General features: G+C 66.7%; 21 protein-coding genes. 5 read left to right on the forward strand and 16 right to left on the reverse strand.

From position 1 onward, the window contains the following. On the reverse strand, positions 1 to 3,651 hold a 3,651-nt coding region (locus RM1_RS23805; RefSeq protein ID WP_143187344.1), incomplete at its 3' end, for a type I polyketide synthase. Positions 3,652 to 4,460: 809 nt separating this feature from the next. Here RM1_RS23805 and RM1_RS23815 point away from each other — a divergent pair. Beyond that, a complete protein-coding gene (locus tag RM1_RS23815) occupies positions 4,461 to 5,282 on the forward strand; it encodes an SAM-dependent methyltransferase (protein WP_245816585.1) in 822 nt (273 codons plus the stop codon). Positions 5,283 to 5,588: 306 nt separating this feature from the next. On the opposite strand, the gene RM1_RS23820 is transcribed toward RM1_RS23815, so the two are convergent. The 12 genes from RM1_RS23820 to RM1_RS23875 all read right to left on the reverse strand — a co-directional run bounded on the left by RM1_RS23820 (position 5,589) and on the right by RM1_RS23875 (position 17,505). Continuing rightward, positions 5,589 to 6,197, reverse strand: a complete 609-nt coding sequence (locus RM1_RS23820; protein ID WP_245816587.1) for an Rv1363c family protein — start codon at positions 6,195 to 6,197, stop codon at positions 5,589 to 5,591. Next, positions 6,194 to 6,961, reverse strand: a complete 768-nt coding sequence (locus tag RM1_RS23825; RefSeq protein WP_072754107.1) for an Rv1363c family protein — start codon at positions 6,959 to 6,961, stop codon at positions 6,194 to 6,196. Before RM1_RS23825 ends, RM1_RS23820 begins: the two co-directional genes overlap by 4 nt. Further along, on the reverse strand, positions 6,928 to 8,340 hold the full coding sequence (locus RM1_RS23830; protein ID WP_072754108.1) for an MCE family protein: 1,413 nt from the start codon (positions 8,338 to 8,340) through the stop codon (positions 6,928 to 6,930). Before RM1_RS23830 ends, RM1_RS23825 begins: the two co-directional genes overlap by 34 nt. Beyond that, positions 8,337 to 9,569, reverse strand: coding sequence for an MCE family protein (locus tag RM1_RS23835; protein WP_072754109.1), 1,233 nt, complete (start codon positions 9,567 to 9,569; stop codon positions 8,337 to 8,339). Before RM1_RS23835 ends, RM1_RS23830 begins: the two co-directional genes overlap by 4 nt. Beyond that, positions 9,566 to 10,849, reverse strand: a complete 1,284-nt coding sequence (locus tag RM1_RS23840; protein ID WP_072754110.1) for an MCE family protein — start codon at positions 10,847 to 10,849, stop codon at positions 9,566 to 9,568. Before RM1_RS23840 ends, RM1_RS23835 begins: the two co-directional genes overlap by 4 nt. Before the next feature lie 8 nt (positions 10,850 to 10,857). After that, positions 10,858 to 11,913 carry an MCE family protein gene (locus tag RM1_RS23845; protein ID WP_072754111.1) on the reverse strand — a complete coding sequence of 352 codons (1,056 nt, stop codon included), beginning with the start codon at positions 11,911 to 11,913 and terminating at the stop codon, positions 10,858 to 10,860. Beyond that, positions 11,910 to 12,935 carry an MCE family protein gene (locus RM1_RS23850; RefSeq protein ID WP_072754112.1) on the reverse strand — a complete coding sequence of 342 codons (1,026 nt, stop codon included), beginning with the start codon at positions 12,933 to 12,935 and terminating at the stop codon, positions 11,910 to 11,912. The genes RM1_RS23845 and RM1_RS23850 overlap by 4 nt, the downstream gene beginning before the upstream one ends. Then, positions 12,935 to 14,119 (reverse strand): MCE family protein, encoded by a 1,185-nt coding sequence (locus tag RM1_RS23855; protein ID WP_072754113.1) that lies wholly within the window; start codon positions 14,117 to 14,119, stop codon positions 12,935 to 12,937. Before RM1_RS23855 ends, RM1_RS23850 begins: the two co-directional genes overlap by 1 nt. 5 nt (positions 14,120 to 14,124) lie before the next feature. Further along, positions 14,125 to 14,976, reverse strand: a complete 852-nt coding sequence (locus RM1_RS23860) for an MlaE family ABC transporter permease (RefSeq protein ID WP_072754114.1) — start codon at positions 14,974 to 14,976, stop codon at positions 14,125 to 14,127. 4 nt (positions 14,977 to 14,980) lie between these two features. Further along, positions 14,981 to 15,745, reverse strand: a complete 765-nt coding sequence (locus tag RM1_RS23865; protein WP_072754115.1) for an MlaE family ABC transporter permease — start codon at positions 15,743 to 15,745, stop codon at positions 14,981 to 14,983. Positions 15,746 to 16,300: 555 nt separating this feature from the next. Then, a complete protein-coding gene (locus tag RM1_RS23870) occupies positions 16,301 to 17,215 on the reverse strand; it encodes a 3-oxoacyl-ACP reductase (RefSeq protein WP_072754116.1) in 915 nt (304 codons plus the stop codon). Between the two features lie 98 nt (positions 17,216 to 17,313). Next, a complete protein-coding gene (locus tag RM1_RS23875) occupies positions 17,314 to 17,505 on the reverse strand; it encodes a ferredoxin (protein WP_072754117.1) in 192 nt (63 codons plus the stop codon). 226 nt (positions 17,506 to 17,731) lie between these two features. On the opposite strand from RM1_RS23875, the gene RM1_RS23880 reads away from it, so the two are divergent. From RM1_RS23880 to RM1_RS23890, 3 genes are read left to right on the forward strand one after another with little or no spacing between them, the layout of a single operon-like run. After that, positions 17,732 to 18,907, forward strand: a complete 1,176-nt coding sequence (locus tag RM1_RS23880) for an acyl-CoA dehydrogenase family protein (RefSeq protein ID WP_072754118.1) — start codon at positions 17,732 to 17,734, stop codon at positions 18,905 to 18,907. Between the two features lie 45 nt (positions 18,908 to 18,952). Then, the gene (locus RM1_RS23885; protein ID WP_072754119.1) at positions 18,953 to 20,071 is read left to right on the forward strand and encodes an acyl-CoA dehydrogenase family protein; all 1,119 of its coding nucleotides are present in this window, start codon (positions 18,953 to 18,955) and stop codon (positions 20,069 to 20,071) included. Positions 20,072 to 20,086: 15 nt separating this feature from the next. Continuing rightward, entirely contained in the window at positions 20,087 to 21,709 is a 1,623-nt protein-coding gene (locus RM1_RS23890; RefSeq protein WP_072754120.1) for a long-chain-fatty-acid--CoA ligase, read from the forward strand. Between the two features lie 65 nt (positions 21,710 to 21,774). On the opposite strand, the gene RM1_RS23895 is transcribed toward RM1_RS23890, so the two are convergent. The 3 genes from RM1_RS23895 to RM1_RS23905 all read right to left on the reverse strand — a co-directional run bounded on the left by RM1_RS23895 (position 21,775) and on the right by RM1_RS23905 (position 25,223). Beyond that, entirely contained in the window at positions 21,775 to 22,230 is a 456-nt protein-coding gene (locus RM1_RS23895; RefSeq protein ID WP_072754121.1) for a carboxymuconolactone decarboxylase family protein, read from the reverse strand. A gap of 231 nt (positions 22,231 to 22,461) precedes the next feature. Next, positions 22,462 to 23,577, reverse strand: coding sequence for an NAD(P)H-dependent flavin oxidoreductase (locus tag RM1_RS23900; RefSeq protein WP_027503510.1), 1,116 nt, complete (start codon positions 23,575 to 23,577; stop codon positions 22,462 to 22,464). Further along, positions 23,577 to 25,223, reverse strand: coding sequence for an acyl-CoA synthetase (locus RM1_RS23905; protein WP_072754134.1), 1,647 nt, complete (start codon positions 25,221 to 25,223; stop codon positions 23,577 to 23,579). Before RM1_RS23905 ends, RM1_RS23900 begins: the two co-directional genes overlap by 1 nt. Positions 25,224 to 25,301: 78 nt before the next feature. Between RM1_RS23905 and RM1_RS23910 the strand changes: the two genes are divergently transcribed. Then, positions 25,302 to 26,126, forward strand: a complete 825-nt coding sequence (locus tag RM1_RS23910) for a crotonase/enoyl-CoA hydratase family protein (RefSeq protein ID WP_072754122.1) — start codon at positions 25,302 to 25,304, stop codon at positions 26,124 to 26,126. The last annotated feature ends 22 nt before the right edge of the window (positions 26,127 to 26,148 follow it).

The raw sequence follows: 26,148 nt of genomic DNA on the forward strand, positions 1-26,148 counted from the left end.
GTCCACCGAAACCGCAGGGCCTTCCAACCCCAACACGTACGACACCCGGCCCGACACCACACTCGCTGTCACACCGGTGAACCCGCTATCCCCGACCCCGTCACCACCACCGGAGCCGACACCATAGGACTGGTCGATCACACCGACGTACACGCCGGTGTCGCTGCCCCGCAGCGTCGCAGGCCGGATCCCGGCGTGTTCGAGTGCCTCCCACACCGTTTCCAGCAGGATCCGCTGCTGGGGGTCCATCCCGATCGCCTCACGCGGACTGATCCCGAAGAACGCGGCGTCGAACTCGGCCGCGTCGTATAGGAATCCGCCCTCATTCGTGTACGACTTGCCCGCCACACCCGGCGCCGGATCGAACACCCCGTCCCAGCCGCGGTCGGTCGGGAACCCCGAGATCACATCACGCCCGTCGACCACCAACTGCCACAACTCTTCCGCGGAAGACAACCCGCCCGGAAACCGACACCCCACCCCCACGATCGCCACCGGCTCCGACGACGACAGCGACACCACCGATGCCGATGCCGATTCCGAAGCCGCAGCCGCAGCCGCAGCGATATCGGTGTCGGTGAGCTGGGTAAGGATGTGCGCGGTCACCGCATCCGGTGTCGGATAGTCGAAGACCAGGGACGCAGGCAACCGCAACCCGGTGACTGTGTTCAACCGGTTACGTGCCTCGACCGCAGTCAACGAATCGAATCCCAGATCCCGGAAATTGCGGTCTGCATCGATGGCCACGCCACTGTCGTGACCCAACACGGCCGCGACCTGATCGCGAACAGTGTTCAGTACCAACGCCTCTCGGTCGACAGAGGTCACTCCCGCCAACCGGTGCCGCAAACCCGCCACAACTCCCGGGCCGCGACCGACCCCCTGATGCCCGGCCTCTGACAACCCCGACGACACCGCATCACGGACCCCCGACGAACTCAACCAATACCGGCGACGCTGGAACGCATAACCCGGCAGCTCCACACGCCGCCCACGCCCCCTCAACACCGCATCCCACACCACACACACACCCACCACATCCAAGCGGGCCATCGAGCGGGTGAACGCGAGAACACTGCCTTGGTCGCGCTGCAACGAACCCACGATCACCGGGTCCCGGCCACCATCGGAAGCCGAAGCCTCACAGATCTGTTCGATGTCGACACCCAGCAATGGGTGCGGGCTCGCCTCGACGAACACGGTGTACCCGTCCCCGCGCAACGCCTGCACCGCCTGCTCGAAACACACCGTGTCCCGCAGATTCCGGTACCAATAGTCCGCATCCAACCCGGCCGGATCCAGGACCGTACCGGTGACAGTCGAATAGAACGCCGCCCGCGACGATCCGGTCTCGAGTGGTGTCCGGTCTGTGGTCAGTGCCTGCATCAGGTGATCACGGAGCTGGTCGACCTGGGCCGAATGCGAGGCGTAGTCGACCGCCACCCGCCGCGCACGAATACCACGACGCTCACACTCACCCAATAGCGACTCCGACGGCCCGATCGCACCGGAAACCACCGTCGACCCCGGGCCATTGACCACGGCCACCGTCAGCCCATCGAACCCCTCGAGCAGCTCCTCGACCCGCTCCCGCGACGCGAACACCGACACCATCGCGCCCTGACCCGCCAACTCCGCCAATGCCGCCGACCGCCCGATCACGATCCGGGCGGCATCCTCGAGCGACAACCCACCCGCGACATGCGCTGCGGCGATCTCACCCTGGGAATGACCAACCACCGCATCGGGTATGACACCGACCGAACGCCACAGCTCCGCCAGCGACACCATCACCGCGAACAACACGGGCTGCACGATCTCGACGTGTTCGAGCCACTCCGCATCATCAGTAGCAAGCACATCCAGCAAAGACCACTCCACCAAAGGAGCAAATACCCGATCACACTCGGCCATCTTCTGCGCGAACACCGGAAACCGAGCCGACAATCCCCGACCCATCCCCAACCACTGCGCACCCTGACCCGGAAACACCAACACCGTCTTGCCATGCGCACGTGCGGTCCCCGACACCACACCATCACCGGCCAATCCTTCGGCCACCGCCGCCAAACCCACCGACAACGCCGCTCGGTCCCCGCCCACGACCACCGCACGCCGCTCGAACCGCGACCGACCTGCCAAGGTCACCGCCACATCCGCCGGATCCACATCCGGATGCTCGAGCAGATAACGCGACAACCGACCCGCCTGCCCTGCCAGCGCCTCCGGTGTCCGACCCGACACCATCCACGCCGCCGACCCGTCCCCACCGGCCACAGGATCGGTCACCGGTTCGGTCACCGACCCCGGTGCCTGTTCGAGGATGACGTGGGCATTGGTGCCACTGACACCGAACGACGACACGGCAGCACGACGCGGCCGATCGACCATCGGCCAGTCTCGTTGCTCGGTGAGCAGTTCCACCCGCCCGGCAGTCCAATCCACCCGCGTGGACGGGGAATCCACGTGCAGCGTCTTGGGCAGGATTCCTCGACGGAGCGCCTGCACCATCTTGATCACACCGGCCACACCGGCAGCCGCCTGGGCGTGCCCGATATTGGACTTGACCGAACCCAACCACACCGGCCGATCCTCCGACCGATTCTGCCCATAGGTGGCCAGCAACGCCCGCGCCTCGATCGGATCACCCAACCTGGTCCCGGTACCGTGCGCCTCCACCACATCCACCTCGGCCGCGGACACCCCGGCATCGGCCAACGCACGCCGAATCACCCGCTGCTGGGAGCGACCATTCGGCGCGGTCAAACCATTCGACGCACCATCCTGATTAACCGCGCTACCCCGCACCACCGCCAATACCTGATGCCCGTTGCGTCGGGCGTCGGACAACCGCTCCAGCACCAACACACCCGAGCCCTCGCCCCACGCCGTCCCGTCGGCAGCGTCGGCGAACGGCTTACACCGACCATCGACAGCGAGCACTCGCTGCCGGGAGAACTCGACGAACGTCGCGGGTGTGGACATCACCGTCACACCACCGGCCAGCGCCAGCGAACACTCCCCCGACCGCAACGCCTGGACTGCCAAATGCAGCGCCACCAACGACGACGAGGCCGAAGTGTCCACCGAAACTGCCGGGCCCTCCAACCCCAGCACGTACGACACCCGGCCCGACACCACACTGGACGAACCGCCGGTCAATCGATAGCCCTCGACGTCGACCGGAACCTGCCCGCCGGCGCCGACCCCATAGTCGTTGTGCATCACCCCGCAGAACACTCCGGTGTCGCTTCCGCGCAGCGCCGACGGTTCGATGCCCGCTGATTCCAGCGCCTCCCATGCGGTTTCCAGCAGTACTCGCTGCTGGGGGTCCATCGCCAACGCCTCGCGCGGACTGATCCCGAAGAACTCGGCGTCGAACTCCGATGATTGATGGAGGAAACCGCCCACGCGCACATAGGACTTGCCTGGCACGCCCGGCTCCGGGTCGTACAGGTGTTCCACGTCCCAGCCGCGGTCTGTCGGGAAATCTGATAGCCCATCGCGACCGTCAATTACCAACTGCCACAAGTCATCTGACGACTCCACGCCGCCGGGAAACCGGCAGCCCGTGCCCACTATCGCGATCGGCTGCGTCCGCCCGAGCTCATCATCGAGAAGCTCAGCTCGCTCTGGATTTACCCGAGTCATACCAATTCCCCATCCAAGTCAAATGAAGTTGGGTTGCGATGTGTTTCGTAGGTATCCGTCGAGATAAGCCACGAAATGGTCGTGATGGGAATCGGCCACCTCGACGTTCTGGCGCGTTTCGGGCTGGACCAACCCGGAATCAATCTAGGCCCTGAATTTCTGGGTGTCCGCCGAGGCATAGGCCGCTGTGATGGTCATCGAAAGGTCGACACTGCATTCGCAATGATGGGCATAGGCATTGAATATCCAAACGCCGCGATCGCCGACATATGACTCCTCATACCCGATCTCCCACCCCTCGGATCTGGCCGCGCCGGCGAGCAGAAACCCGAAAGTCAGAATGGGCATGCTCGCGCAGGGACTGCCGATCCCCCGAAGTCGTCTCGCCCGTGCCCGGCAGGATCGTTGGGCCGGCCAGAGACCACTTCATCAAAGTAGAACACGTTCCTGTCCGATGCAAGCATTTAGCCCGAAGTGACTGACGGACACCAGACTTCGTGAACTCGGCGACCACTCGCCTCCCGAAAACCGTCGGGCGGCCGCCATCCTCGGACCGGAAGCTCCCGCCCCGAACTGTCGCTCGCAAGCGACTGCGCATCATCCGACGACGGTGCGACAAGACTGCTAGCATCCGGCGAGTGGCCCCGCATATCGGATGGGGTCAATCGCCTGAGGGGGGCAAAACCATGACAGTTATGGAATTTCGTGACTCCGAGAGCTCAACCCGACGCATTTTGCGGTGGACTCGCGAATGGGGGTGGTTTGCGTCCTTGGTCTTCGTGCCCGCGATTCCTGATCGATTCAGTCGGGTGTACGACGATATTCTCACTGCATCCAACTGGCTGGGTGAGGAATCGATGTTCTTTAATCTGGGCTACTGGAAAGACAGTCCCCAGACTTTCGATCAAGCGGGCGCGGCGTTGGCTCGACTGGTAGCGACCGAAGCGTGCCTCGGGTCCGGCGATGTGGTTGTCGACGTCGGCTGCGGATTCGGCGATCAAGATTTTCTCTGGGCGGATGAATTCGGCCCGAAACGAATAACAGGCGTAAACATATCCGCGAAACAGGTCGAGATCGCGACCGCGCGGGCCGCCGAACTGGGACTCAGCGATATCGTCGAGTATACGCACGGGTCCGCAAGCGATCTGCCTCAGTCCGATGCGTCCGCAACGAAAGTGACCGCGCTCGAATCAGCGCTTCACTTTCCGTCGCGTTCACGATTTTTCGAGGAAGCATTCCGAGTCTTGGCACCTGGCGGTCGGTTGGTGACCGCCGACGTCGTGCCGCTCGCAAATGAGCATGTTACGAGCAGGACCAGCCGGTTACGCCCCCTGGGAAAATTGGTGCACGGCATATTCACGACTTCCCGCCAGAATCACACCAATGCGGAGGAATACCGCCAGGCGCTCATAGCGGCCGGCTTCACAGATGTGAGGGTCTACTCCATCCGTGACAACGTCTACCCTCAATACGCGGAATATGTCAGCGTTAAGCTCAGGCAGCCGGAGATGAAGAGAATCAATCCGTTGATTCGGAGCTTTTTCGGCCCAAGAGGAGTTTCGTTCTGGGCCCCTTGGCTCGACTATATCGTTGCTGTTGCAGACAAGCCGCCCGTTGGAGACGGTCGTTAGCCTCAATCTTTCTCACTGATCCCGCGCTGGCATAGCGGGCGCGGGATCAGTGGTTTGCTGCTTCCGATCGTGGCCGGCAGAGCCTCACACACGGCCTGCGCGTAGACCCCGGACATGTCGATTGCGACGTGCGTGATGGCGGCCTTCCACCCCGAGGTCGCGGCGGGACCTCCGGCACCAATCGGTGAAGGACTTCCGGCCACAGGAACCACTGGTGCACAACCAATTACGTTCATGCCACAGAACAGCTGGGCGGTCCGATCCGATCTTGATGTCGTGTGGAGCCGTGGTCACCAAGCCCTAGCCTTACACCGGGGTCAGCCGGCCGGTGAGCCAGCGATCGCCGTCCTTGTGCATCTCCATCCGCACCCGGCTACCGGTGGTGGCCGCGTCGGGGGCGTCGGCGCTGGTGGTGATCTGGTTCAGGAACAGCAGCACGACGGCATCGTCGGGATCGGCCGAGACGACGGAGTCGCCCTGAACCGTGACCTGCACGGTGAGCTTCTTCTCCTTCGCGCCTGGCGCGATCACTTCCGCTACCAGCGTGTTGTAGTCGTCCTTGAACGACCCGGTCAGGCCGTCGGCGGCCGCAGCGAGCTCGTTGTCCACGGTGTTGTAGTTGTAGGACAGCATGGCCACCGCCTGCTCGCCTGCCGCCGCCACCGCGTCGGTGCGCGCCTGCTCGGTCCGGTTGTCCTGGAGGTGCTGGTAGAACAGCACCCCGACGCCCGCCACGAGGGCGATCACCAGCGCCGCGGCGACCGCCGCGAGGGCGGTGCGCCCCACGTTGCGGGGCGCGGTCTCCGTGGTACCCGGCTCGGTCGATGCGTCGGTGACCGTCTCGGTCGACTCGACCTCGGTGGCCTCGGCCGACTTGTCCTCGCTGACCTGCTCGGTCGACTTGTCCTCGCTCATGGCACAAACTCCACCTTCGACGCGGTCATGGTCCCACCGTCGTCCGTCACCGTCACGCGCATCCGGAAGTCACGCGGTCCCGACTGGGTCTGGTCCGGCGTGCTCACGTTGGCCCGCGCGGCGACCAACACCTTCGCCTTGTCGCCGTCCTCGCTCTCGAGTCCGGCCTCGATGATCTGGCCCTCGGTGGTGACCGAGGCCTCCTTCACCACGCTGACGAAGGGGTCCTGGCGGCCGTCGAACTCGGCCTTGAAGTCGCCGCTCGCGCCCGCGAGGATGCGGTCGACATCCTCCTTGGCGGTCTCCGGCCGGATCGTGGTCAGATTCAGCACCGTCTGCCGCGCGGTCTGCACGAAGGCGTTCCGCTTGGCGTCCCGCTCGCTCGCCGCGTTCCGATCGATCAGCAGCACGATCCCGGCCGCGATGAGCGCCAGCACCAGTACACCCGCGACGACCATCGGGACGGTCGGCCGACGACGGGGCGCCTTCTCGGCGTCCGTCACCGACTCGGCGTCTGCTGCCTGCTCCGCGACCACCGGCTCGGCGTCCGCTGCCGACTCGGCTTCGGCCTTGGGCGTGACACCCTCGGCATCGGCCTTGGGTGCGCTCTGCTCGGAGGCTGCCTCGGCCGTCACCGTCGTCGTTGCGCCCGTAGCCTCGGCCCGGTCTTCCACCGGGGGTCCCGCGCTACGGCTCGCGCGCCTGCGGGGAGCCGGCTTGTTCGGGGTGGTCAGCTCTGCTGACCGGTCATCATCGTCTGCCATGTCGACTCCTTTCCGGACGAGCCCCCCGACGCCAATGCCGGTTGGGTGTACAGCCGGCCGTCGGGACCGGTGTACTTGCCCGTCTTCGGGTCGTAGGGCCGCGCCGTCACCGGCGCTTCCACCGACTCGCCATAGGAGCTGGGAACTGTCGTGTACGAGGGTACATTCGGCGGCTTGACCGGCCCGTTGGGCGGGTTGTTGCCCAGCGGGACGTAGCCGGTGCGGCACTCCTCAGGGGTCGGAGCCCGCCTGCCGGGGAACTCCATGCACGGGCTGTTCCTGGCGCCGCGCACGGTCGTGGGATCGTCCGGTGCCACCCGGCAGAACAAGCCGGGCGGGGTGTCCGGCGTGGACACCTCGTTGCCCGGTCGCCACTGGTCGGGCGGGAGGAAGCCTGTGGTGCACGGCGGCGGGTCGTTGACCTCGATGGCGAAGTTCACCAGCCCACCCTCGTCACGGGGACCCGAGAGCGCCATCGTCATCAGCGCTGCGGTCATAGGCGGGTACAGCACCAGGACCTGCTCGATGCTCTTGTTGTAGATCACGCCGACCTCGCCGACGCTGACCAGGTTGGCCAGCAGCAGCGGCAGCGTCGGCTTCAGATCCTGGAACAACGCGTTGGCCTCCTCGGCGGCGCCAGGGCCCTTCTCGATCACGGCCCGCAGGTCCGGGTCGCTGGCGCGAAGCTGATCGGAGAACGTCACCAGGTTCTTGGTCCAGCTCCGGATCGCCTCGCTGCTGACCACCTGGGTGTCCAGCAGCGGGCCGATCTGATCGATCAGCTGCACGGTCGCGTCGGAGTTCGCGTTGGCCTCCTGGACGAACAGTCGCGCCGAGTCGATGAGCTGCTGCAGCTCGGGGCCGGTGCCGTTGAACGCCTTGAAGGCCTCGTCGACCACCAGCTTCAGCTGGGTGTTCGAGACGCTCTTGACCAGGGTGTTGGCCTGATCGAGCAGCGCACCGACCTCCTGCGGCACCGAGGACCGGTCCTCGGGGATGACGTCCCCGTCCGACAGGTACGGCTCGGAATCCTCGCGCGGGATCAGGTCCACATATTGCTCGCCGACCGCGGAGACGCTCTTGACCTCGGCGTCCACGTCGGCGGGAATGTCGTACTTGCTGCTGATGGACAGCTTCGCGTCCACGCCGGACTCGGTGAGCACCACCTCGTCGACGGTGCCAACATTGGTCCCGCGGTAGGCCACGTTGGCGTGCGGGTAGAGGCCACCGGTGGACGGCAGCTCGACGGTGACGTCGTACCGACCGAGCCCGAACAGCGCCGGGAGTTGGACGTACTGCGTCGCCATCACCGTCAACCCGATCACCGTGAGGATCGAGAAGATGATCAGCTGAACACGGACGAACTTCGACAGCATCATGGCTTGGGCGCTCCTAGCTGCGGAAGGCCGGGGATCTGGGGGAGCTGGATCTGAGGTAGGCCGGGGATCGACGGGGCGGGTGCCGGCGCCGCCGCCGGCTTGGCCGGGGGCTTCGGGGAAGGGCTCTGCAGGGGGTTCGTCGACTGCCCGGCCACTCCCGCGGTCTTGCCGAGCGCGCCCTCGACGCCACCAAGCGTTCCACCCAGACCGGTACCGGTCAGGAAGTTCTTGTCCAGCCTCTTGTTTGTCAGATCGACCGTCATCATCAGGTTTGCGTAGTCGCCTCGGATCGCCTGGTCGAGGTTCTTGAGCGGGAACGGATAGGTGATCAGGATTCCCAGCGACTCGGTGAGCGCGTTGCCCGTGCCGGCGAGCTGCGTGAGCAGCGGCACCAGCGCGTGCAGGTTCGCCTTCAGGTCGTCGCCGCTCTCGTTGATCACCCGCGTGGCCGTGCTGCTGAGGTTGCCGAGCGCGATCAGCGCGTCGGTCAGGTTCTGCCGCTGGCCGACGAGGACCTCGAGCGCGGGGGGGATGCCGTCGAGGGCGGCGGTCAACGTCGCCGTCTGCTGGTTGACGGTGGTGGACAGCCGGTCCAGGCCCTCCATCGCCGTGACGATCTCGCCGCGCTGACGGTCCAGGCTGCCGACCAACTGGTCGAGCTGCGGCAGCAGATCGCGGATCGAGTCCTCGCGGCCGACGAGGCCCGCATTGAGTTCCCTTGTGATGTCGTTGATCTGGGCCAGGCCGCCGCCGTTGAGGACGACGGAGAGCGAGGACAGCGTCTGCTCGGTGGTCGGGTAGGCGCCCGCGCGCGCCATCGGGATCACATCGCCGTCGGAGAGGGTGCCCTCAGGGGCGACCCCGACCGGCGGCGCCAGCTCCAGGTGCTGCGAGCCGAGCAGGCTGGTCTGACCGATCTTGGCGGTCGCGTTTGCGGGCAGCACGACCTCCTCGTTCAGCGAGACGGTGACCACCGCATGCCAGTTCTGTACCTCGATGTCGTCGACCGTGCCGACGGTGACGTCGTTCACCCGGACCGGCGAGTTCTCCGACAGGGTGGTCACGTTCGGCATCTCGATCTTCACCGAGTAGGCGCCGTCCCCTGTGCCCTCGGTGCCGGGCATGGGCACCGAGTTGAGGCCCGTCCATTCGCATCCGGTGAGGGCGAGCGTCAATCCGAACGCGATCGATCCGATCGCGACCCGGCGGTGGGTGCTGGTGCGTGTCATCGTCCACCTCCCGGCTTGAGCAGGGACTCGAGATCCTTGGGCACCTTGATCGTCGGGAGGCCGTCGAGCGGCCCCGCGACGGGCTTGAGCGTCGACTTGGCGGCCCGCGCCGGGATCTGGTTCTCCAGGCTCGGGGGGCTGAATGTCAGCTGGTCCGGGTGCGCCGCTACGCCGGTCGACGGGTTGGTCAGGATCCCCGGGTAGTTCATCTTGACCGAGTTCAGCACCGGCCCCAGGTACTGCGTGCACAGGTCTGCGCTCTTGTCGGAGTCGTTCATCTCGAGGGCCTCGATCATGCCGCAGATCATGTTGATGGGGTTGTTCGCGTTGCTTGCCGCGATCACGCCGGACACCGAACCCAACGCCGGCTGGTAGATGTTGTTGAAGTTCGCCAGCGCGTTCGGCGCGATGTGCAGCACCCGCTCGATCTCCGGCCGCTTCTGCGCCAGCACCTGGGTGGCATCGGCGAGCCGTTCCACGGATTCGGTGAGGACTGCCCGATTGTCGCTGACGAACCGCTGCACGTCGCCCATCGCCAGGTTGAGATCGTTCAGCGCCACCCCGAGCTCGTCGGTGTTGTCGGCAAGCACCGAGGACACCGACGCGAGATGGCCGCTGAACTGCACGATCTGCTGGTTGCTCGCGGACAGTGCGGACACGAAGGCCTGCAGATTCCTGATCGTGGAGAACAGATCGGTGCGCCCCTGCGAGAGTGTGTGCATCGTGTCCGAGAGCTCGCGCAGCGTCTTGTTGATGCTGTCGCCATTGCCCTCGAGGTTGTCGGCCGCGGTGTCGATGAACCGTCCGAGCGAACCCTGGTCCGCGCCGCCTTCCGGGCCGAGCGCGGTGGAGAGCTTGGCGAGCTCCGCCTTGATCTCGTCCCACTCCACCGGAACGGCCGTGCGCTCCACCGGGATCTCGGCGTCGTCGCCCATCGTCTCGCCGCCGGTGTACACCGGCGTCAGCTGGATGAAGCGGGCCGCAACCAGGCTCGGCGCCACGATGATCGCCTTGGCGTCCGCCGGGATGTCCACGCTGGGGTCGACGTCCATCTCGACGCGCGCGTTCTCACCCTCGGGGTTGATGCTGGCGATCTTGCCCACCGTCACGCCGAGCACCCGCACGTCGTCGCCTGCGTAGATGCCGGTGGTCGTCGGGAAGTATGCGGTGATCCGGTTCTTCCCGAGTCCAGGGAAGAAGAACAATGTGCCGGCCACGAGCGCGGCGATCACCACGGCCGCGGCGCCGCCGCGCAGCAGCCACTTCTTGCGGTCTGTCATCGGGGCGCTCACCGGTTCGGGTCCACGGGCGTGACGGTCAGCGGCGGGAAGTTCTGCAGGTCAGAGGGCACGTGCTCGGGCCACAACAGCGAGTCGGTGAAGGTCTGCGTCAGCTGGCCGACGCTGAAGTTCGCCACGTACGCCATGAAGAACGGTCCGCTGCCGACGGATTCGCCGAGCGCGGTCGCGTACGGAGCGAGTCCGTCCAGCGCCTTCCCGATGTTGTCCTTGTTCTTCTGCAACACCGCAACCACCGAATTCAGTTTCTCCAGAGTCGGTTTCATCTGTTCCTGGTTGTCCTGCACCAGCCCGGTCAGCTGCTTGGAGACCGCCGAGGTGTTCACGATCAGCTCACTGATCGCGTTCCGCCTGCGGTCGAGCTCGGCGAGCAGTTGGTTGCCGTCCACCAGCAGGGCGTTGATCTGGTCGCTCCTGGTCGCCAGGATGCCGGTCACGCTCTCCGCCCGGGAGAGCAGCTCGCGCAGGCTCTCGTCGCGCGAGTTGATGCTCGCCGAGAGCCGGGTGACCCCGTCCAACGCGGTCCGCAACTCGGGCGGGGTGTCCTGGAGCGTGTCGGACATCGCGTTGAGCGAGTTGTTGAGCTGATCGGTGTCGAGGTCGGAGACGGTGTTCGCCAGGTCGCCGAGCGCGTCGTTGAGCGAGTACGGGGAGTTGGTGCGCTCCAACGGGATCGTCTCGGACTTGTGCAGCGTCCCTTCACCCGCGGGCGTCACCTTGAGCGACTTGCGCCCGAGGATGGTGTTGGTCTTGACCGCGGCGCTCGTCTCGTCGCCGAGCGCGATGCCGTCCTGGACGGTGAAGGTGACCAGCACCTGCGGGCCGTCCAGGTCGATCTTGTCAACGGTGCCGACGTTGACGCCCGAGACGGTGACGTTGTCCCCGGTCATCAGTCCGCCCGCGTCGGCGAAGTGCGCGGTGTACTGGCCGCCGCCGGAGATGAACGGCAGCTGGTCGTACTGCAGGCCGGCCACCACCAGGGAGCCGGCGACGACCAGGCCGATGATCCCGATCTGAACGGGGTCTCTTTCGCGTGGCTTTGTCACTTGAACGCACACCTCCCTGTCGTCTGTGTCGGGGTCGTGGGGAGGTCGACCCGAAGATCCTTGCCATCCGGACCAGAGAACTTGAACTTGACGCTGCAGGTATAGAACTGGAAGAACCCGCCGTACGCGCCCACCCGGATCAGCTTCCTGTACGCCTCGGGCAGCTCCCCGAGCACCCAGTCGAGTTGGTCTTTGCCCAGATCGAGCTGGGTGGCGACGCGACCGCCCTCGGCAATGGTGGACTGCACGTCCGGGCGTACACCCTGCAGCAGCTCGGCGAGATCGCCGGTGGCGGTGGCGATCTGCGGGATCGCGTTACCGATCGGATCGCTGTCCTTCGCGAGCCCGCTCACCAGCTGCTGGAGCTGATCGATCGTGGTGGAGAACTGTTCGCCCTTGCCGTTGATCGTGCCGAGCGTGGTGTTCAGATTGGTGATCACCTCACCGATCAGTTCGTCCCGGTCGGCCAGCGTCTTGGTGAACGAACTGGTGCTGCCGAGCAGCGAGACCAGCGTGCCGCCCTGGCCCTGGAAGACCTGTAGCAGCGCGCCGGAGAGATCGTTGACCTGCTGGGCATCCAGGCCCTTCAGCAGCGGCTTGAACCCGCCGAGCAGCAGATCCAGATCGAGCGCGGGCGAGGTCTGGTCCTCCGGGATCGTCCCACCGTCGTCGAGCTGTTCCATCGAGCCGGCACCCTCGAGCAGTTCGAGATACCGGTCACCGACCAGGTTCTCGTAACGAATGGTCGCCCTGGTGCTCTTGAACAGCTCGTACTGGCTGTCGACGTTGAAGTCGACCTCGGCGAGGTTGTCGCGGTCGATGCTCACGCCCTTCACCGAACCGACCGGCACGCCTGCGATGCGCACCTTGTCACCCGGCTTGACGCCGGAGGAATCGGTGAACTGTGCGGTGAAGGTATTCGAGGTACTGAAGCGGTACTGGCTGAACACGATCGCCAGGCTGGCGAAGATCAGCGCCATCACCGTGGTGAAGATCAGCAGTTTGACGGTGGTCGGCCGCATCAGTTTCCTCCCTCCGGGTATACGCCGGCGTACAGCAGCTGGAAGATCTTGGGCATGTTCGTACTGACCTTCGTCGACGGCACGTACGGCACTGTCCCGGTGTCGGCGACGAGGAAGTTCGCGGGGCCGTCGCGCTTGGGATCGAAGTCAGGTAGGCCAGCACAGTTCGGGCCGCCGGTCGCGTTCACCTTCGGCAGGTCCTTCGGGTAGGTGTACGGCTCGGTGCCATAGATGAAGCTCGTGCTCAACGCGATGCCGGGCTGCAGACCACCGAAGATCTCGTTGGCTGCAGGAAGCGTCTTGGCGAGCCCGGAGACCAGGCAGGCGATCGCAGGCGAGTATTCCCCGAGCAGTTCGGTCGTCGGCTTGAGGTCCGCCAGTGCCTTCGTCAGGTTGGCCTCGTTCTCGGTCAGCACGCCGTTCGCGTTGTTTGCCAGCCCGGTCACGTTCATCAGCAGCAGGTCGAGGTTCGCCTGCTCGTCGACGATGGTTCCGCTGGTCGCAGTCGCGTTGTCCAGCAACCGCATCAGGTTCGGCGTGACGTCGGCATAGACGTTGGTGACAGTCGACGCGGTCGCGAGGTCGCGCTGCAACTGCGGCAGCGACGGGTTCATCTTCTTCAGGTACTGGTCGCTCTCCTCCAGCAGCTGGCCGAGCTCGTCACCGCGGCCGTTGAGCGCCTCCGAGATCGCGCCGAGCGTGGCGTTGAGCTTCTCCGGCTCGATCTGCTGCAGCAGCGTCGACAGGTTCTCGAACAGGGTGTTGAACTCGACGGTCACCGAGTCGGCCTCGATGGTGGTGCCCGGCGACAGCGAGCTCGACGACGGGTGCTCCGGCACCACGAAGTTGACGTACTTGGCGCCGAACACGGTGGTGGACTTGATCTCCACCTGTGCGTTCGACGGGATCAGGTCCATGGAGGCCGGATCCATCGCCAGCTCGAGCTTGGCCTGGTCGCCCTCCTGCCCGATGGAGGCGACACGACCGACCTGGACGCCGCGCATCTTCACCTTGGCGTCGGGGTCCATCACCAGACCGGCGCGGTCGGCGGTCACCGTCACCGGCTCACTGTCGGTGAAGCCACCCGAGAACATGGTCAGCGCGACGGTCGTGACACCGACCAGGCTGCCGACGAGCACCAGCGCGGCGACCTTCTTCTTCCATTTGGGTTCAGGTTCAGACATGCGCGCTATCCCGAGAGGTTGAAGTTGCCGGACCCACCGTAGATGGCGAGCGAGATGAGCAGCGTGACCGTGACCACCGCGATCAGCGAGGCACGCACAGCGTTACCGACCGCAACGCCGACGCCGACCGGGCCGCCGCTGGCGTTGTACCCGTAGTAGGTGTGGATGAGCATGACGGCCAGCGCCATCACGATCGCCTGGGCAAACGACCAGAGGATGTCCGTCGGTATCAGGAACGTCGAGAAATAGTGGTCGTAGACGCCGGGCGACTGTCCGTAGATCACGACCGTCGCGAACCGGCTGGCGATGAACGAGGCGATCACGGCCAGCGCGTACAGCGGGACGATCGCGATCATCCCGGCCATCACGCGGGTGCTCACCAGGTACGGAATCGACGGGATCGCCATCACCTCGAGCGCGTCGATCTCCTCGGTGACCCGCATCGCGCCCAGCTGTGCCGTGGAGCCGGCGCCGATCGTGGCGGCCAGGCCGATGCCCGCGATCACCGGCGCCGCGATGCGCACGTTGATGAAGGCCGCGAAGAAGCCGGTCAGCGCCTCGACGCCGATGTTGCCGAGCGAGGCGAAGCCCTGCACGGCGATGGTGCCGCCCGCGAAGAGGGTCAGGAACCCGACGATCACGACGGTGCCACCGATCACGGCGAGCGCGCCGGTGCCCATGCTGATCTCGGCGATCAGCCGGATCGTCTCTTTCCGGTAGTGGATGAGCGCGCGCGGCGCCCATGCGATCGCCCGCCAGTAGAAGAGGGCCTGATCACCGATGCTGTCGATCGAAGCGGAGAACTTGCCGATCCGCTTCCTGGTCCCACGGAAACGCCCTGTCAGCGCGAATGCCATCCCGTCACCCCGCCGTCAGCTTGATGCCGACTGCGGTGACGAGAACGTTCACCACGAACAGCGCCATGAACGCGAAGACGACCGTCTGGTTCACCGCGTCACCCACACTCTTTGCGCCACCCTTTACGTTGAGCCCGAGGAAGCAGGCGACCAGGCCCGCGATCATTCCGAACAGCCCGGCCTTGAGCTGCGAGAGCATCAGCTCACCGAAGCCGGTCAGCAGGGTGATCCCGTTGACGAAGGCGCCGGGGTTGGCGTCCTGCAGAAAGACCGAGAACACGAAGCCACCGACGATGCCGATGGTGCTCACCAGTCCGTTGAGAAGCAGCGCGACCACCGTGGAGGCCAGCACCCGGGGCACCACCAGTCGGTGGATCGGGTCGATGCCGAGCACCTTCATCGCGTCGATCTCCTCGCGGATCGTCCGCGCGGCGAGGTCGGCGCAGATCGCCGTCGCGCCCGCACCGGCGACGATCAGCACGGTGACCATCGGTCCCACCTGGGTGACCGCGCCGAGCGCGGCGCCCGCGCCGCTGAGGTCGGCGGCGCCGATCTCGCGCAGCAGGATGTTGATCGTGAAGACCACCAGCACGGTGAAGGGGACGGCGACGAGCACCGTCGGCACCATCGACACCCGGGCCACGAACCAGGCCTGGTCTATGAATTCACGACTCTGGAAGGGCCGCCGGCCCATCGCCTTGAAGGTCTCCCCCGCCATCGCGAAGAAGCCGCCCACGGCGCGCAGCGGCACCAGAAGGAGGTCGTCCATCGTGCCTCCTCGTCAGTGTTCTCGCGCAGGGCACCGCGGAGGGGATGCCAGATCCCCCCGGGTGCCTGTGATCCAGGTCATACTAACTAGAACGTGTTCACCTGTCAAAGGTGTTCCCCTCCGGATGCATCAGTGCTGGTCAACTCGTACCACCGGGAGGGCGGATCCGGCGGCCGGGCACCCGTGTTCAGCGGGGCAGGGCCGATCGGTTCGGCGTGGCCGGATACCACATGCTCCGCGCATGCGACATCCGGCCACGTTGACTCCCTTTGTCTTTCATCGATCACGTGCCTGGCGAGCCCCGATGATCGCCGATCACGACACCGAGTATCCACACAAGTGCGAAGGCTCGCCCCCCACGCTCGTACGGCCACTCGGGCTCGTGCCGCGACCAGTCCGGGATTCGTCCCCACCCCACCCGGACCTGCGGAAATCTAGAACACGTACTCATTGCTGTCGGGGCAGGTCAAACCCACCCCCGGAGACCATCTTCACCCAGCCGTTCTACCTGCGTGCAGTATTCGCGCGTTTCTCAGGTTCGGCCGGACGCGCCACTCAGCCGAGCGACTTGACGGCCTCGGTCGCCGCGAACATCCGGGCGGGATCGCGCCCGTCGAAGTAGCCGCCGAGCGAGTCCGCGAGACCCTCGGGGGTCCACACGGCATCCGGCGAGTCGAAGCGCTGCTCGACGACCGGCGCGGCCATCAGCGCCACCATCGGTCCGTAGACGATGAAGACCTGGCCGTTGATCGCCTCGGCCGCGGGCGAGGCCAGGTACGACACCAGGTTCACCACGTGCTCGGGCGAGAGCGGATCGGTGCCGTCCTCGGGGGCGTCGCCGAAGACGTTCTCGGTCATCGCCGTGCGTGCGCGCGGGCAGATCGCGTTGGCGCGAACGCCATAGCGCTCGAGGCCGCGCGCCGCGGACAGGGTGAGGGCGGTGATGCCCGCCTTGGCCGCACCATAGTTCGGCTGTCCGGCGGGGCCGAGCAGGCCGGCCTCGGAGGACGTGTTGATCAGGCGGCCGTAGACCGGGGCGCCAGCCGCCTTCGACTCGGCCCGCCAGTGCACCGCCGCGTTGCGGCACAGCAGGAAGTGGCCGCGCAGGTGAACCTTGAGAACCAGGTCCCAGTCCTCATCGGACATGCTGAACAGCATCTTGTCCCGCACGATGCCCGCATTGTTGACGACGATGTCGACGCCACCCGCCTGCTGGGCCGCTTCCATCAACGCGTCGGCGGTGGCGCGCTCGCCGATGTCGCCCGGGACGAACACCGCCTTGCCGCCAAGGGTCTGGATCTCGTCGAGGACCGCATCGGCGTTCTCGTTGGCCACCAGATCGTTGATGACGACGTTCGCGCCCGCCCTGGCGAGGCCGATCGCCTCGGCCTTGCCGAGACCCGACGCACCACCGGTCACGATTGCGACCTTGCCGTCCAGACTTACCTCGCGACTAGTCAAACTCACCACTGCCTTCGTGATTTCGATGCGGCCCCCGGAGCGGGTTCCGCCGTCACATCCGTGACGGCGCTCACTCTAGAACGTGTTCTTATTCCCGGCAAGAACAGTTAGCGCTCGAGGGTCAGCGCAGCGCGCGGGCACTGTGCGACCGACTCCTCCATCTTGGCCACCGCGTCGGCGTCGTCGCCGGGCTGGGTGATCACCAGTTCGTCGTCGTCCGTCAGATCGAAGATGTCGGGCGCGATGCCGACGCAGACACCGTTCGCCTCGCAGCGATCCCTATCGACCTTGACCTCCATGAATGAACCTCACTTCTCGTTCGAATCGACGTCTGCGGCACGCGCGTCTATGGGCTGGACCCGCGGGCAGATCCAGCATAAGACTAGAACCCGTTCCACTCCTGTGCAATGATGCGAAAAACCCATAGTGACGGGCCGAAAACGCGTCTCGCCAGCTCGGCCGATCGCAACCAGATAACGGCACCAAAACAGACTAGAACCTGTGTCAGAGACCGGAGAGGTACCGATGCAAATCACCTACAGCGCCGAGCAGCAGAAGCTGCGGGAGGAGCTGCGCGCCTATTTCGCGAAGCTCATCACTCCCGAGCGTCGCGAAGCGCTCAGCGCCCAGACCGGCGAGTACGGCTCGGGCACCGTCTACCGCGACGTCGTGCGCGAGATGGGCCGAGACGGATGGCTGGCCCTCGGTTGGCCCAAGGAGTACGGCGGACAGGAGCGCTCGGCGCTCGACCAGTTGATCTTCACCGACGAGGCCGCGATCGCGGGCGCACCGGTGCCGTTCCTCACCATCAACTCTGTCGCGCCGACGATCATGCACTACGGCTCGGAGGAGCAGAAGAAGTTCTTCCTGCCCAAGATCGCGGCAGGCGAACTGCACTTCTCCATCGGCTACTCCGAGCCCGGCGCAGGCACCGACCTCGCCAGCCTGCGCAGCACCGCGGTCAAGGACGGCGACGACTACGTCATCAACGGCCAGAAGATGTGGACCAGCCTCATCGCGTACGCGGACTACGTGTGGCTCGCCGTCCGCACCGACCCGACGGCCAAGAAGCACAAGGGCATCAGCATGCTCATCGTGCCGACCAGCGCGGAAGGCTTCTCGTACACGCCCGTCCACACCATGGCCGGTCCGGACACCAGCGCCACCTACTACCAGGACGTGCGCGTGCCGTCCTCGGCTCTGGTCGGCGAGGAGAACGGCGGCTGGTCGCTGATGACCAACCAGCTCAACCACGAGCGGGTCGCGCTGGTCTCGGCCGCCCCGATCCAGGGCGCGCTGCGCCAGACCATCGAGTGGGCGCAGAACACCAAGCTGGCGGACGGCAGCCGCGTCATCGACCAGGAGTGGGTGCAGATCAACCTCGCTCGGGTGCACGCCAAGACCGAGTACCTCAAGCTGCTGAACTGGGAGGTCGCTTCCGCGCACGCCCCGAGCAAGGGTGACGCCTCCGCGTGCAAGGTCTTCGGCACCGAGTTCGCGACCGAGGCATACCGACTGCTGATGGAGGTCCTCGGACCGCTGGCCTACCTGCGCCAGGACTCCGCGGGCGCAGTGCTGCGCGGACGCGTCGAGCGGATGCACCGCTCCTCGCTGATCCTCACGTTCGGAGGCGGCACCAACGAGGTGCAGCGCGACATCCTCGCCATGACGGCGCTGGGTCAGCCTCCCGCGAAGCGGTAGTAACCGCATCCGCCGACCGACCCTCCACGTACCCAAGGACTTCCGATGGACTTCACACGTACCGAGGCCCAGCAGGACCTCGAACAGCTGACCCGGAGCATCGCCGAGAAGCTGACCACCAACGACCGCCTCCGCGAGCTCGACGCCGCCGAGGACCGCTTCGATGACAAGCTCTGGCAGGCCCTCGCCGACGCGGGAGTGCTCGCCGCGGCGCTGCCGGAAACGGTCGGCGGAGGCGGGTTCGGCATCCTCGAGCAGAGCAGCGTGCTGCAGGAGCTCGGCCGCACCCTCTCCCCCGTGCCGTACCTGAGCTCGATCGTGTTGGCCGCGGCCGCGCTGGCCGAGTACGGCGACGAGGCGCAGCGCGACCTGGCCCGGCGGGCAGGCGCAGGCGAGGTCGTCCTCACCGTCGCGCTCGCCGAGGAACTCAACCTCGATCCCGCGCAGCCGGTCACCCGCGCCGAGCGCACCGCCGACGGCTGGTCGATCACCGGCACCAAGATCACCGTGCCGGCCGCCGCCTTCGCGGACGTCATCCTGGTGCCGGCGACCACCCCGGAGGGCGTCGCGGTCTTCCTGGTCGAGCCGTCCAACCCGGGCGTGCGCGTCGAGCGCCAGATCACCACCGACTACAGCGCCGAGTCGCTCGTGGAACTGTCCGGGGCCGTCGTCGGCGCCGACCAGGTCCTCGGAGGCACCGAGCGCGGTGCCGAGATCGTCGACTCGATCCTGGCCCGCGCCGCGGTCGCGCTGACCGCGACCCAGCTCGGCACCCTCGAGCGGGCACTGGAACTGGTCGCGGAGTACGCGCGCGAGCGGGTCCAGTTCGACCGCCCGATCGGCAGCTTCCAGGCCGTGGCCCAGCGCCTGGCCGACGCCTTCATCGACGTCAAGGCCGTCCGGTCCACGCTGTGGCAGGCCGCATGGCGGCTCGGTGAGAACCTGCCCGCCGAGGAGGAGATCCGGACCGCGAAGTTCTGGGCGGCCGATGCGGGCCACCGCGTCGCGCACACCGTGATCCACATCCACGGTGGTGTCGGTCTCGACCGCGACCACCCGGTGCACCGGTACTTCCTTGCGGCCAAGCACAACGAGTTCGCGCTCGGCTCGGCCACCGAGCAGTTGCGCAGGCTGGGACAGATCCTCGCCGACGTGCCTGCCTGACCCTAGGCTGCACACATGACGACCGCGATGCCCACCGTCACCGATCTGTTGCTCCGGCTCCGAGACGAGGACGACCACGGAATTCTGTTCGAGGACAAGAGGATTCCGTGGTCCGAACACGTCGCACTCAGCGCCGGTCTGGCGGCGGGCCTGGCGGCCCTGTTCGACCCGGCAGCACCCCGACACGTCGGGGTGCTGCTGGACAACGTGCCGGAGTTCTCCCTCCTGCTCGGCGCCGCTGCGCTGGGCGGATCGGTCGTGGTGGGCCTGAACACCACCCGACGCGGCGAGGCGCTCGCGGGCGACATCGCACGCGCCGACTGCCAGGTGGTGGTCACCGACACCGAGCGTCTCGCCCTGCTCGACGGCCTCGACCTCGGCGGCGTCCGTGTCCTCACCATCGACGGCCCCGAGTGGTCGGATCTACTTGCCACGCACCGTGGCAGCGCCGCACCGTCGCCTGCACCCTCGGGCGACGACCTGTTCATGTTGATCTTCACCTCGGGAACCAGTGGGAATCCGAAGGCGGTCCGGGTGACCCACCGCATGGTGGCCGGGCCCGGCATCATGCTCGCCGAACGGTTCGGGCTGTCCGCGGCCGACACGGCCTACATCTCGATGCCGATGTTCCACTCCGGCGCGGTGATGGCCTGTTGGGCGGTCGCCGTCGCCGTCGGCGCCAATCTCGCACTGCGCCGGAAGTTCTCCGCGTCCCAGTTCATCCCGGACGTCCGGCGATTCGGCGCCACCTATGCGCACTACGTCGGCAAGCCCCTCGCCTATGTGCTGGCCACCCCCGAGAGGGCCGACGACGCGGACAACCCGCTCAAGGTGCTCTACGGCAACGAGGGCTCCCCGTCCTCGATCGCCGAGTTCGGGCGCCGGTTCGACGTCCGGGTGGTCGACGGGTTCGGTTCCACCGAGGGCGGCGTGCTGATCCCGCGGAGCCCGGGCACCCCCGTCGGCGCCCTCGGGCTGCTCCCGCCCGGGATCGAGGTGCTCGACCCGGACACCGGGGTTCCGTGCCCCGCCGCGGAGTTCGACACCGCCGGGCGGATCGTCAATGCGGACGTCGCGACCGGCGAGCTAGTGAACACCGCGGGCACCGGGAGCTTCGCCGGGTACTACAAGAACCCCGAGGCCGAGGCCGAGCGGGTGCGGAACGGCCAGTACTGGAGCGGCGACCTGGGTTACCGGGACACCGAGGGCTTCGTGTACTTCGCCGGCCGCAGCTCCGGCTGGATGCGGGTCGACGGCGAGAACCTCGGCACCGCGCCCATCGAGCAGATCCTCGGCAGGCATCCCCAGGTCGGTGAGGTCGCCGCGTACGGGGTTCCGGACCCGGAGGTCGGCGACCGGGTCGCCGTCGCGCTCGTGGCGGCGGACGGCCTCGACATCGCCGAGTTCGCCCGGTTCCTCGGCGCCCAACCGGATCTGGGACCGAAGCAGCTGCCGAGCTTCGTCCGGGTCTGCACGGACCTGCCCCGCACCGCCACCTACAAGGTCCTCGGACGCACCCTCAGCGCCGAGCGCTGGCACTGCGCCGACCCGGTCTGGTACCGCGCGCCCGGTGGAACCGAGTTCGAACCCGTCACCCCTGAACTGCGGGCCAAGCTCGACGCCGAGCTGAACTCCTAGACACGGCGCGATGTCGGGCGGCGCGGTCGCCGCGCCGCCCGACATCGTTCACCGGCCGGGGGTCCTCACCACGCCGCGCCCGCCACCTGACGGGTGGCGGCGTTCAGGCGATTCCAGAGGTTGACCGTCGCGATCGACATGATCAGCGACGCGATCTGCGCCTCGTCGTAGTGGTCGGCGACCTCGTCCCACAGCTCGTCCGGCACCGCGTCCGACCGATCGCTGAGCCGGGTGACGGCCTCCGCGAGCGCCAGCGCCGCGCGCTCGGCGTCGGTGTAGTAGGGCGTCTCGCGCCCGGCACCGACCGCGAACACCCGCTCGTCCGACTCGCCCGCCTTCTTCAGGTCGCGCGCGTGCATGTCGACGCAGACGCTGCAGCCGTTGATCTGGCTCGCCCGCAGGTGGACCAGGGTGTGCGTCGTCTCCCGCACACCGCCCTTCGCGCTCGCCTTGCCGAGCGCGAGCAGCGCTTCCATCGCGCCGGGAACGACCATTGCCGGGTTGCCCATTCGTGCCTTCACAGCTGCTCCTCCAGAGTCGTTCGTGTGGAACGAACATCGTGTCCACCGATGTGGTCCGTCACAGCTATGACGGACCGCGAGGAGAGAATGTGACAGGTCGGCTGGATCAGTTTTCCGTCCCGGATCTAGGGAGGGTCGGAGGGTCCTGCCCGGACAACACGAAGGCCGGGTACGAGGTTCGTACCCGGCCTTCGCGTGTGGCCCAGCTTCCGCCGCCCGTTGGCTGCGGCCCTACTTGAGCTTGTTCAGTCGCGCGACGGTCGCCTCGAACTCGGCGACCAGGTCGGCCATCGAATCCGCGACCGGCCGGATCTCGTTCATCCGCCCGACGATCTGACCGGCGGGCATCGCGACCACCTCGGGGTTCTCCGAGGCGACGATCCGCTGGTGCGCCTCGGCGACCAACAGGTTCTGCAGCGGCATCGGCAGCGCGTCGGGTGCACCCGGCTTGGACCAGGCTTCGGTCCACTTGGTCTTGAGCAGCCGCGCCGGCTTACCCGAGTAGATCCGCGAGCGGACGGTGTCCGAGGAGCTCGCGTCGAGCAGGGCGCGCTGGATGGCCGACGGGCCCTCCCCCGACGCACTGCCCAGCTTGTACTCCGCGGCGGTGAGCCAGTAGGAACCCATCCACACACCCGATGCGCCCAGGCTCAACGCCGCGGCGATCTGCCGACCGCTGCCGATGCCGCCCGCGGCCAGCACGGTGGCGGAATCGCCCACCGCATCGACGATCTCGGGCACCAGGACCATCGAGGCGATCTCACCGGTGTGGCCGCCTGCCTCGTAACCCTGGGCGATGACGATGTCGACACCGTTGGCCACGTGACTCAGCGCGTGACCGACAGCACCCGCGAGTGCCGCGACCGGAACCCCGTGCGCATGCGCCTCGTCGATGATGTCCTTCGGCGGCGACCCGAGCGCGTTCGCGATGAGCGCCGGACGGTGCTTGAGCGCGACATCGACCTGCGCCCTTGCCACCGAGTGCAGCCACCCCAGCACGCCGGTGGCGTGCTCGACGTCGTCGGAGAGCGGCGGCACACCGAGCTCGTCGAGCGTGCGGTCGACGAACGCGCGATGCTCCGCGGGGATCAGCTTGTCCAGGTCGACTGCCGCACCCTCGGTCGGCACCTTCGCAGGCATCACGATGTCGACGCCGTAGGGCTTGCCGTCGGTGTTCTCGTCCATCCAGGTGAGGGTGGCCTCGAGCTCCTCGGGATCGTTGAAGCGCACGCAGCCCAGCACACCGAGTCCGCCTGCCCGCGACACCGCCGCCGCCACGTGCTCGGACGGGGTGAAAGCGAAGATCGGGTACTGGATGCCGAACTTCTCGGCGAGAGCGTTGTGCATCAGGAGTTTCCGTTGGAGAGGTGGTCGTCGGCCTCGCGCTCTTCGGTCTGCGCCTTTGCCCACTTGTAGTCGGGCTTGCCTGCAGGCGAACGCTTGATCTCGTCGACGAACCACACGCTGCGCGGGACCTTGTAGCCGGCGATCTCCTTGCGGGCAGCGGCCACGATGTCGTTCATGCTCGGGCGAGCGCCGTCGCGGGTGGCGACGACCGCGGCGACCCGCTGACCGAAGCGATCGTCCGGGACACCGACGACGAGGGTGTCGAAGACGTCGGGATGCGTCTTGATCGCGCCCTCGACCTCCTCCGGGTAGATCTTCTCGCCGCCGCTGTTGATCGAGACCGAGCCGCGGCCCAGCATGGTGACGGTGCCGTCTTCCTCGACGGTGGCGTAGTCACCGGGGATCGAGTAGCGAACACCGTTGTAGACCTTGAAGGTCTCGGCGGTCTTCTTCTCGTCCTTGTAGTAGCCGAGCGGGATGTGACCGTGCCGGGCGAGCACGCCGACCTTGCCCGAGCCTGCCTCGACCACGTTGCCCTCGTCGTCGAGCACGACGGTCGCGGCGTCGATCTTCACCCGGGGACCGCCCGTGTGGGTGGCGCCCTTCGTCACTGCGGCCAGGCCGCCGAAGCCGGTCTCGGAGGAGCCGATGGAGTCGGTGATGTACCGGTTCGGCAGCAGGTCGAGGAACTCGTCCTTGAGCGCGGGCGAGAACAGGGCGGCGCTGGAGGCCATGACGTACAGGCTCGACAGGTCGTACGGCTCACCGGTTTCCGGGTTGCCCGCCTTCAGCGCGTCGAGCATCGGCCGGGCCATCGCGTCGCCGGTGATGAAGATGAGGTTGACCTTGTGGCGGTCGATGACCTGCCACACCGCGTGGCCGTCGAACTCGGGGTGCATCACCAGGGTGCCGCCGCCGAAGAGGCTGTGGAACACCGCGGACTGCGAGCCGCCGTGGATCATCGGCGGGATGGGGAAACGCACCATCGCGGGGTTGGCGGCGCCGACCTTGGCGAGCTCCCACTCGTCCTCGACGCGCTCACCGGTGACGAAGTTGGTGCCGCCGCCGAGCACGCGCCACCAGTCCTCGTGGCGCCACATGACGCCCTTCGGCATGCCGGTGGTGCCACCGGTGTAGAGCATGAAGATGTCGTCGGGGCTGCGCTCGCCGAAGTCACGTTCCGGCGAACCCTCGGACAGCGCCTGCTCGTACTCGACACCGCCGAAGGAGGCGAAGTCCAGGTCGGTGCCGTCCTCGACGACGACCACGGACTTGACCAGCGGCGTGTTCGGCAGCACGTTGGCCACCTTGTCCGCGTACCGGCGCTCGACGATGAGCGCGGCCATGTCCGAGTTCTCGAAGATGTACTGCAACTCGTTCTCGACGTAGCGGTAGTTCACGTTGACCATCACCGCGCGGGCCTTGAACACCGCGACCATGGCCTCGATGGCCTCGATGGTGTTACGGCTGTAGATGCCCACCTTGTCACCCGGCTTGACACCGTGATCCTGCAGGTAATGCGCGAGACGGTTGGTCCGCTCTTCCAGCTGCGCATAGGTGATCTCGCGGTCGCTGTCCAGCAGCGCCACCCGCTCCGGATTCAGGTCAATGGAGTGCTCGACGAAGTCTGCGATATTTAGGGCCACGCCCATAAAGTAGAACGTGTTACCGTTTCTGGCAAGAGCCAGTTTGAGACTCAACTCACACGATATCGGGAGCCGAGAGTGTCCTCCACCACAGCCGAGATTTCCGACATTTCGGAACAGTCCCCGCACTGCCTCGTCGAGAAGCGCGGTCACGTCCTCATCGTGACGATGAACCGCCCCGAGGCCCGCAACGCCCTGTCGGGCGAGATGATGGCGATCATGACCGAGGCCTGGGACCAGGTCGACAACGATCCCGACATCCGGGTCGCGGTCCTGACCGGCGCCGGTGGCACGTTCTGCGCGGGCATGGACCTCAAGGCGATGAACAAGAACGCCCCCGGCGACACGTTCGCCAAGGGCACCATGGACCTGACCAAGCTGCCCGCGCTGCTCAAGGGCCGCCGGCTGACCAAGCCGCTGATCGCCGCGGTCGAGGGCGCGGCCATCGCGGGCGGCACCGAGATCCTGCAGGGCACCGACATCCGGGTGGCTGGCGAGGGCGCCAAGTTCGGCGTCTCCGAGGCGCGGCTGGGACTGTTCCCGCTCGGCGGTTCCGCGGTCCGCCTGGTCCGCCAGATCCCCTACACCGTCGCCGCCGAGATCCTGCTCACCGGCCGGAACGTCCCGGCGCCCGAGGCCAAGGAACTCGGCCTGATCGGCCACGTCGTCCCGGACGGACAGGCACTGACCAAGGCGCTCGAGATCGCCGACGCGATCGCCGCCAACGGCCCGATCGCCGTCCAGGCGATCCTCAAGACCATCCGCGTCACCGAGGGCATGCACGAGGAAGAGGCCTTCAAGCTCGAGGCCGAGATCGGTGCCGAGGTGTTCAAGAGCGACGACGCCAAGGAGGGCCCGCGCTCGTTCGCCGAGAAGCGCGCCCCGAAGTTCCAGGGCAAGTAGCGACCGGTCTCCCCGGCAACGA

The sequence above is a fragment of the Rhodococcus maanshanensis NBRC 100610 genome (genome assembly GCF_001894865.1).
In the GTDB taxonomy this organism is placed as follows: Bacteria; Actinomycetota; Actinomycetes; order Mycobacteriales; family Mycobacteriaceae; genus Rhodococcus_G; species Rhodococcus_G maanshanensis.

What these genes read in the sequence shown, in the direction of transcription:
- RM1_RS23820 (WP_245816587.1), bottom strand. Translation starts at nt 6,197, where the DNA reads ATGAGCGAGGACAAGTCGACCGAGCAGGTCAGCGAGGACAAGTCGGCC.
- RM1_RS23825 (WP_072754107.1), bottom strand. Translation starts at nt 6,961, where the DNA reads ATGGCAGACGATGATGACCGGTCAGCAGAGCTGACCACCCCGAACAAG.
- RM1_RS23830 (WP_072754108.1), bottom strand. Translation starts at nt 8,340, where the DNA reads ATGATGCTGTCGAAGTTCGTCCGTGTTCAGCTGATCATCTTCTCGATC.
- RM1_RS23835 (WP_072754109.1), bottom strand. Translation starts at nt 9,569, where the DNA reads ATGACACGCACCAGCACCCACCGCCGGGTCGCGATCGGATCGATCGCG.
- RM1_RS23840 (WP_072754110.1), bottom strand. Translation starts at nt 10,849, where the DNA reads ATGACAGACCGCAAGAAGTGGCTGCTGCGCGGCGGCGCCGCGGCCGTG.
- RM1_RS23850 (WP_072754112.1), bottom strand. Translation starts at nt 12,935, where the DNA reads ATGCGGCCGACCACCGTCAAACTGCTGATCTTCACCACGGTGATGGCG.
- RM1_RS23855 (WP_072754113.1), bottom strand. Translation starts at nt 14,119, where the DNA reads ATGTCTGAACCTGAACCCAAATGGAAGAAGAAGGTCGCCGCGCTGGTG.
- RM1_RS23860 (WP_072754114.1), bottom strand. Translation starts at nt 14,976, where the DNA reads ATGGCATTCGCGCTGACAGGGCGTTTCCGTGGGACCAGGAAGCGGATC.
- RM1_RS23865 (WP_072754115.1), bottom strand. Translation starts at nt 15,745, where the DNA reads ATGGACGACCTCCTTCTGGTGCCGCTGCGCGCCGTGGGCGGCTTCTTC.
- RM1_RS23875 (WP_072754117.1), bottom strand. Translation starts at nt 17,505, where the DNA reads ATGGAGGTCAAGGTCGATAGGGATCGCTGCGAGGCGAACGGTGTCTGC.
- RM1_RS23880 (WP_072754118.1), top strand. Translation starts at nt 17,732, where the DNA reads ATGCAAATCACCTACAGCGCCGAGCAGCAGAAGCTGCGGGAGGAGCTG.
- RM1_RS23885 (WP_072754119.1), top strand. Translation starts at nt 18,953, where the DNA reads ATGGACTTCACACGTACCGAGGCCCAGCAGGACCTCGAACAGCTGACC.
- RM1_RS23890 (WP_072754120.1), top strand. Translation starts at nt 20,087, where the DNA reads ATGACGACCGCGATGCCCACCGTCACCGATCTGTTGCTCCGGCTCCGA.
- RM1_RS23900 (WP_027503510.1), bottom strand. Translation starts at nt 23,577, where the DNA reads ATGCACAACGCTCTCGCCGAGAAGTTCGGCATCCAGTACCCGATCTTC.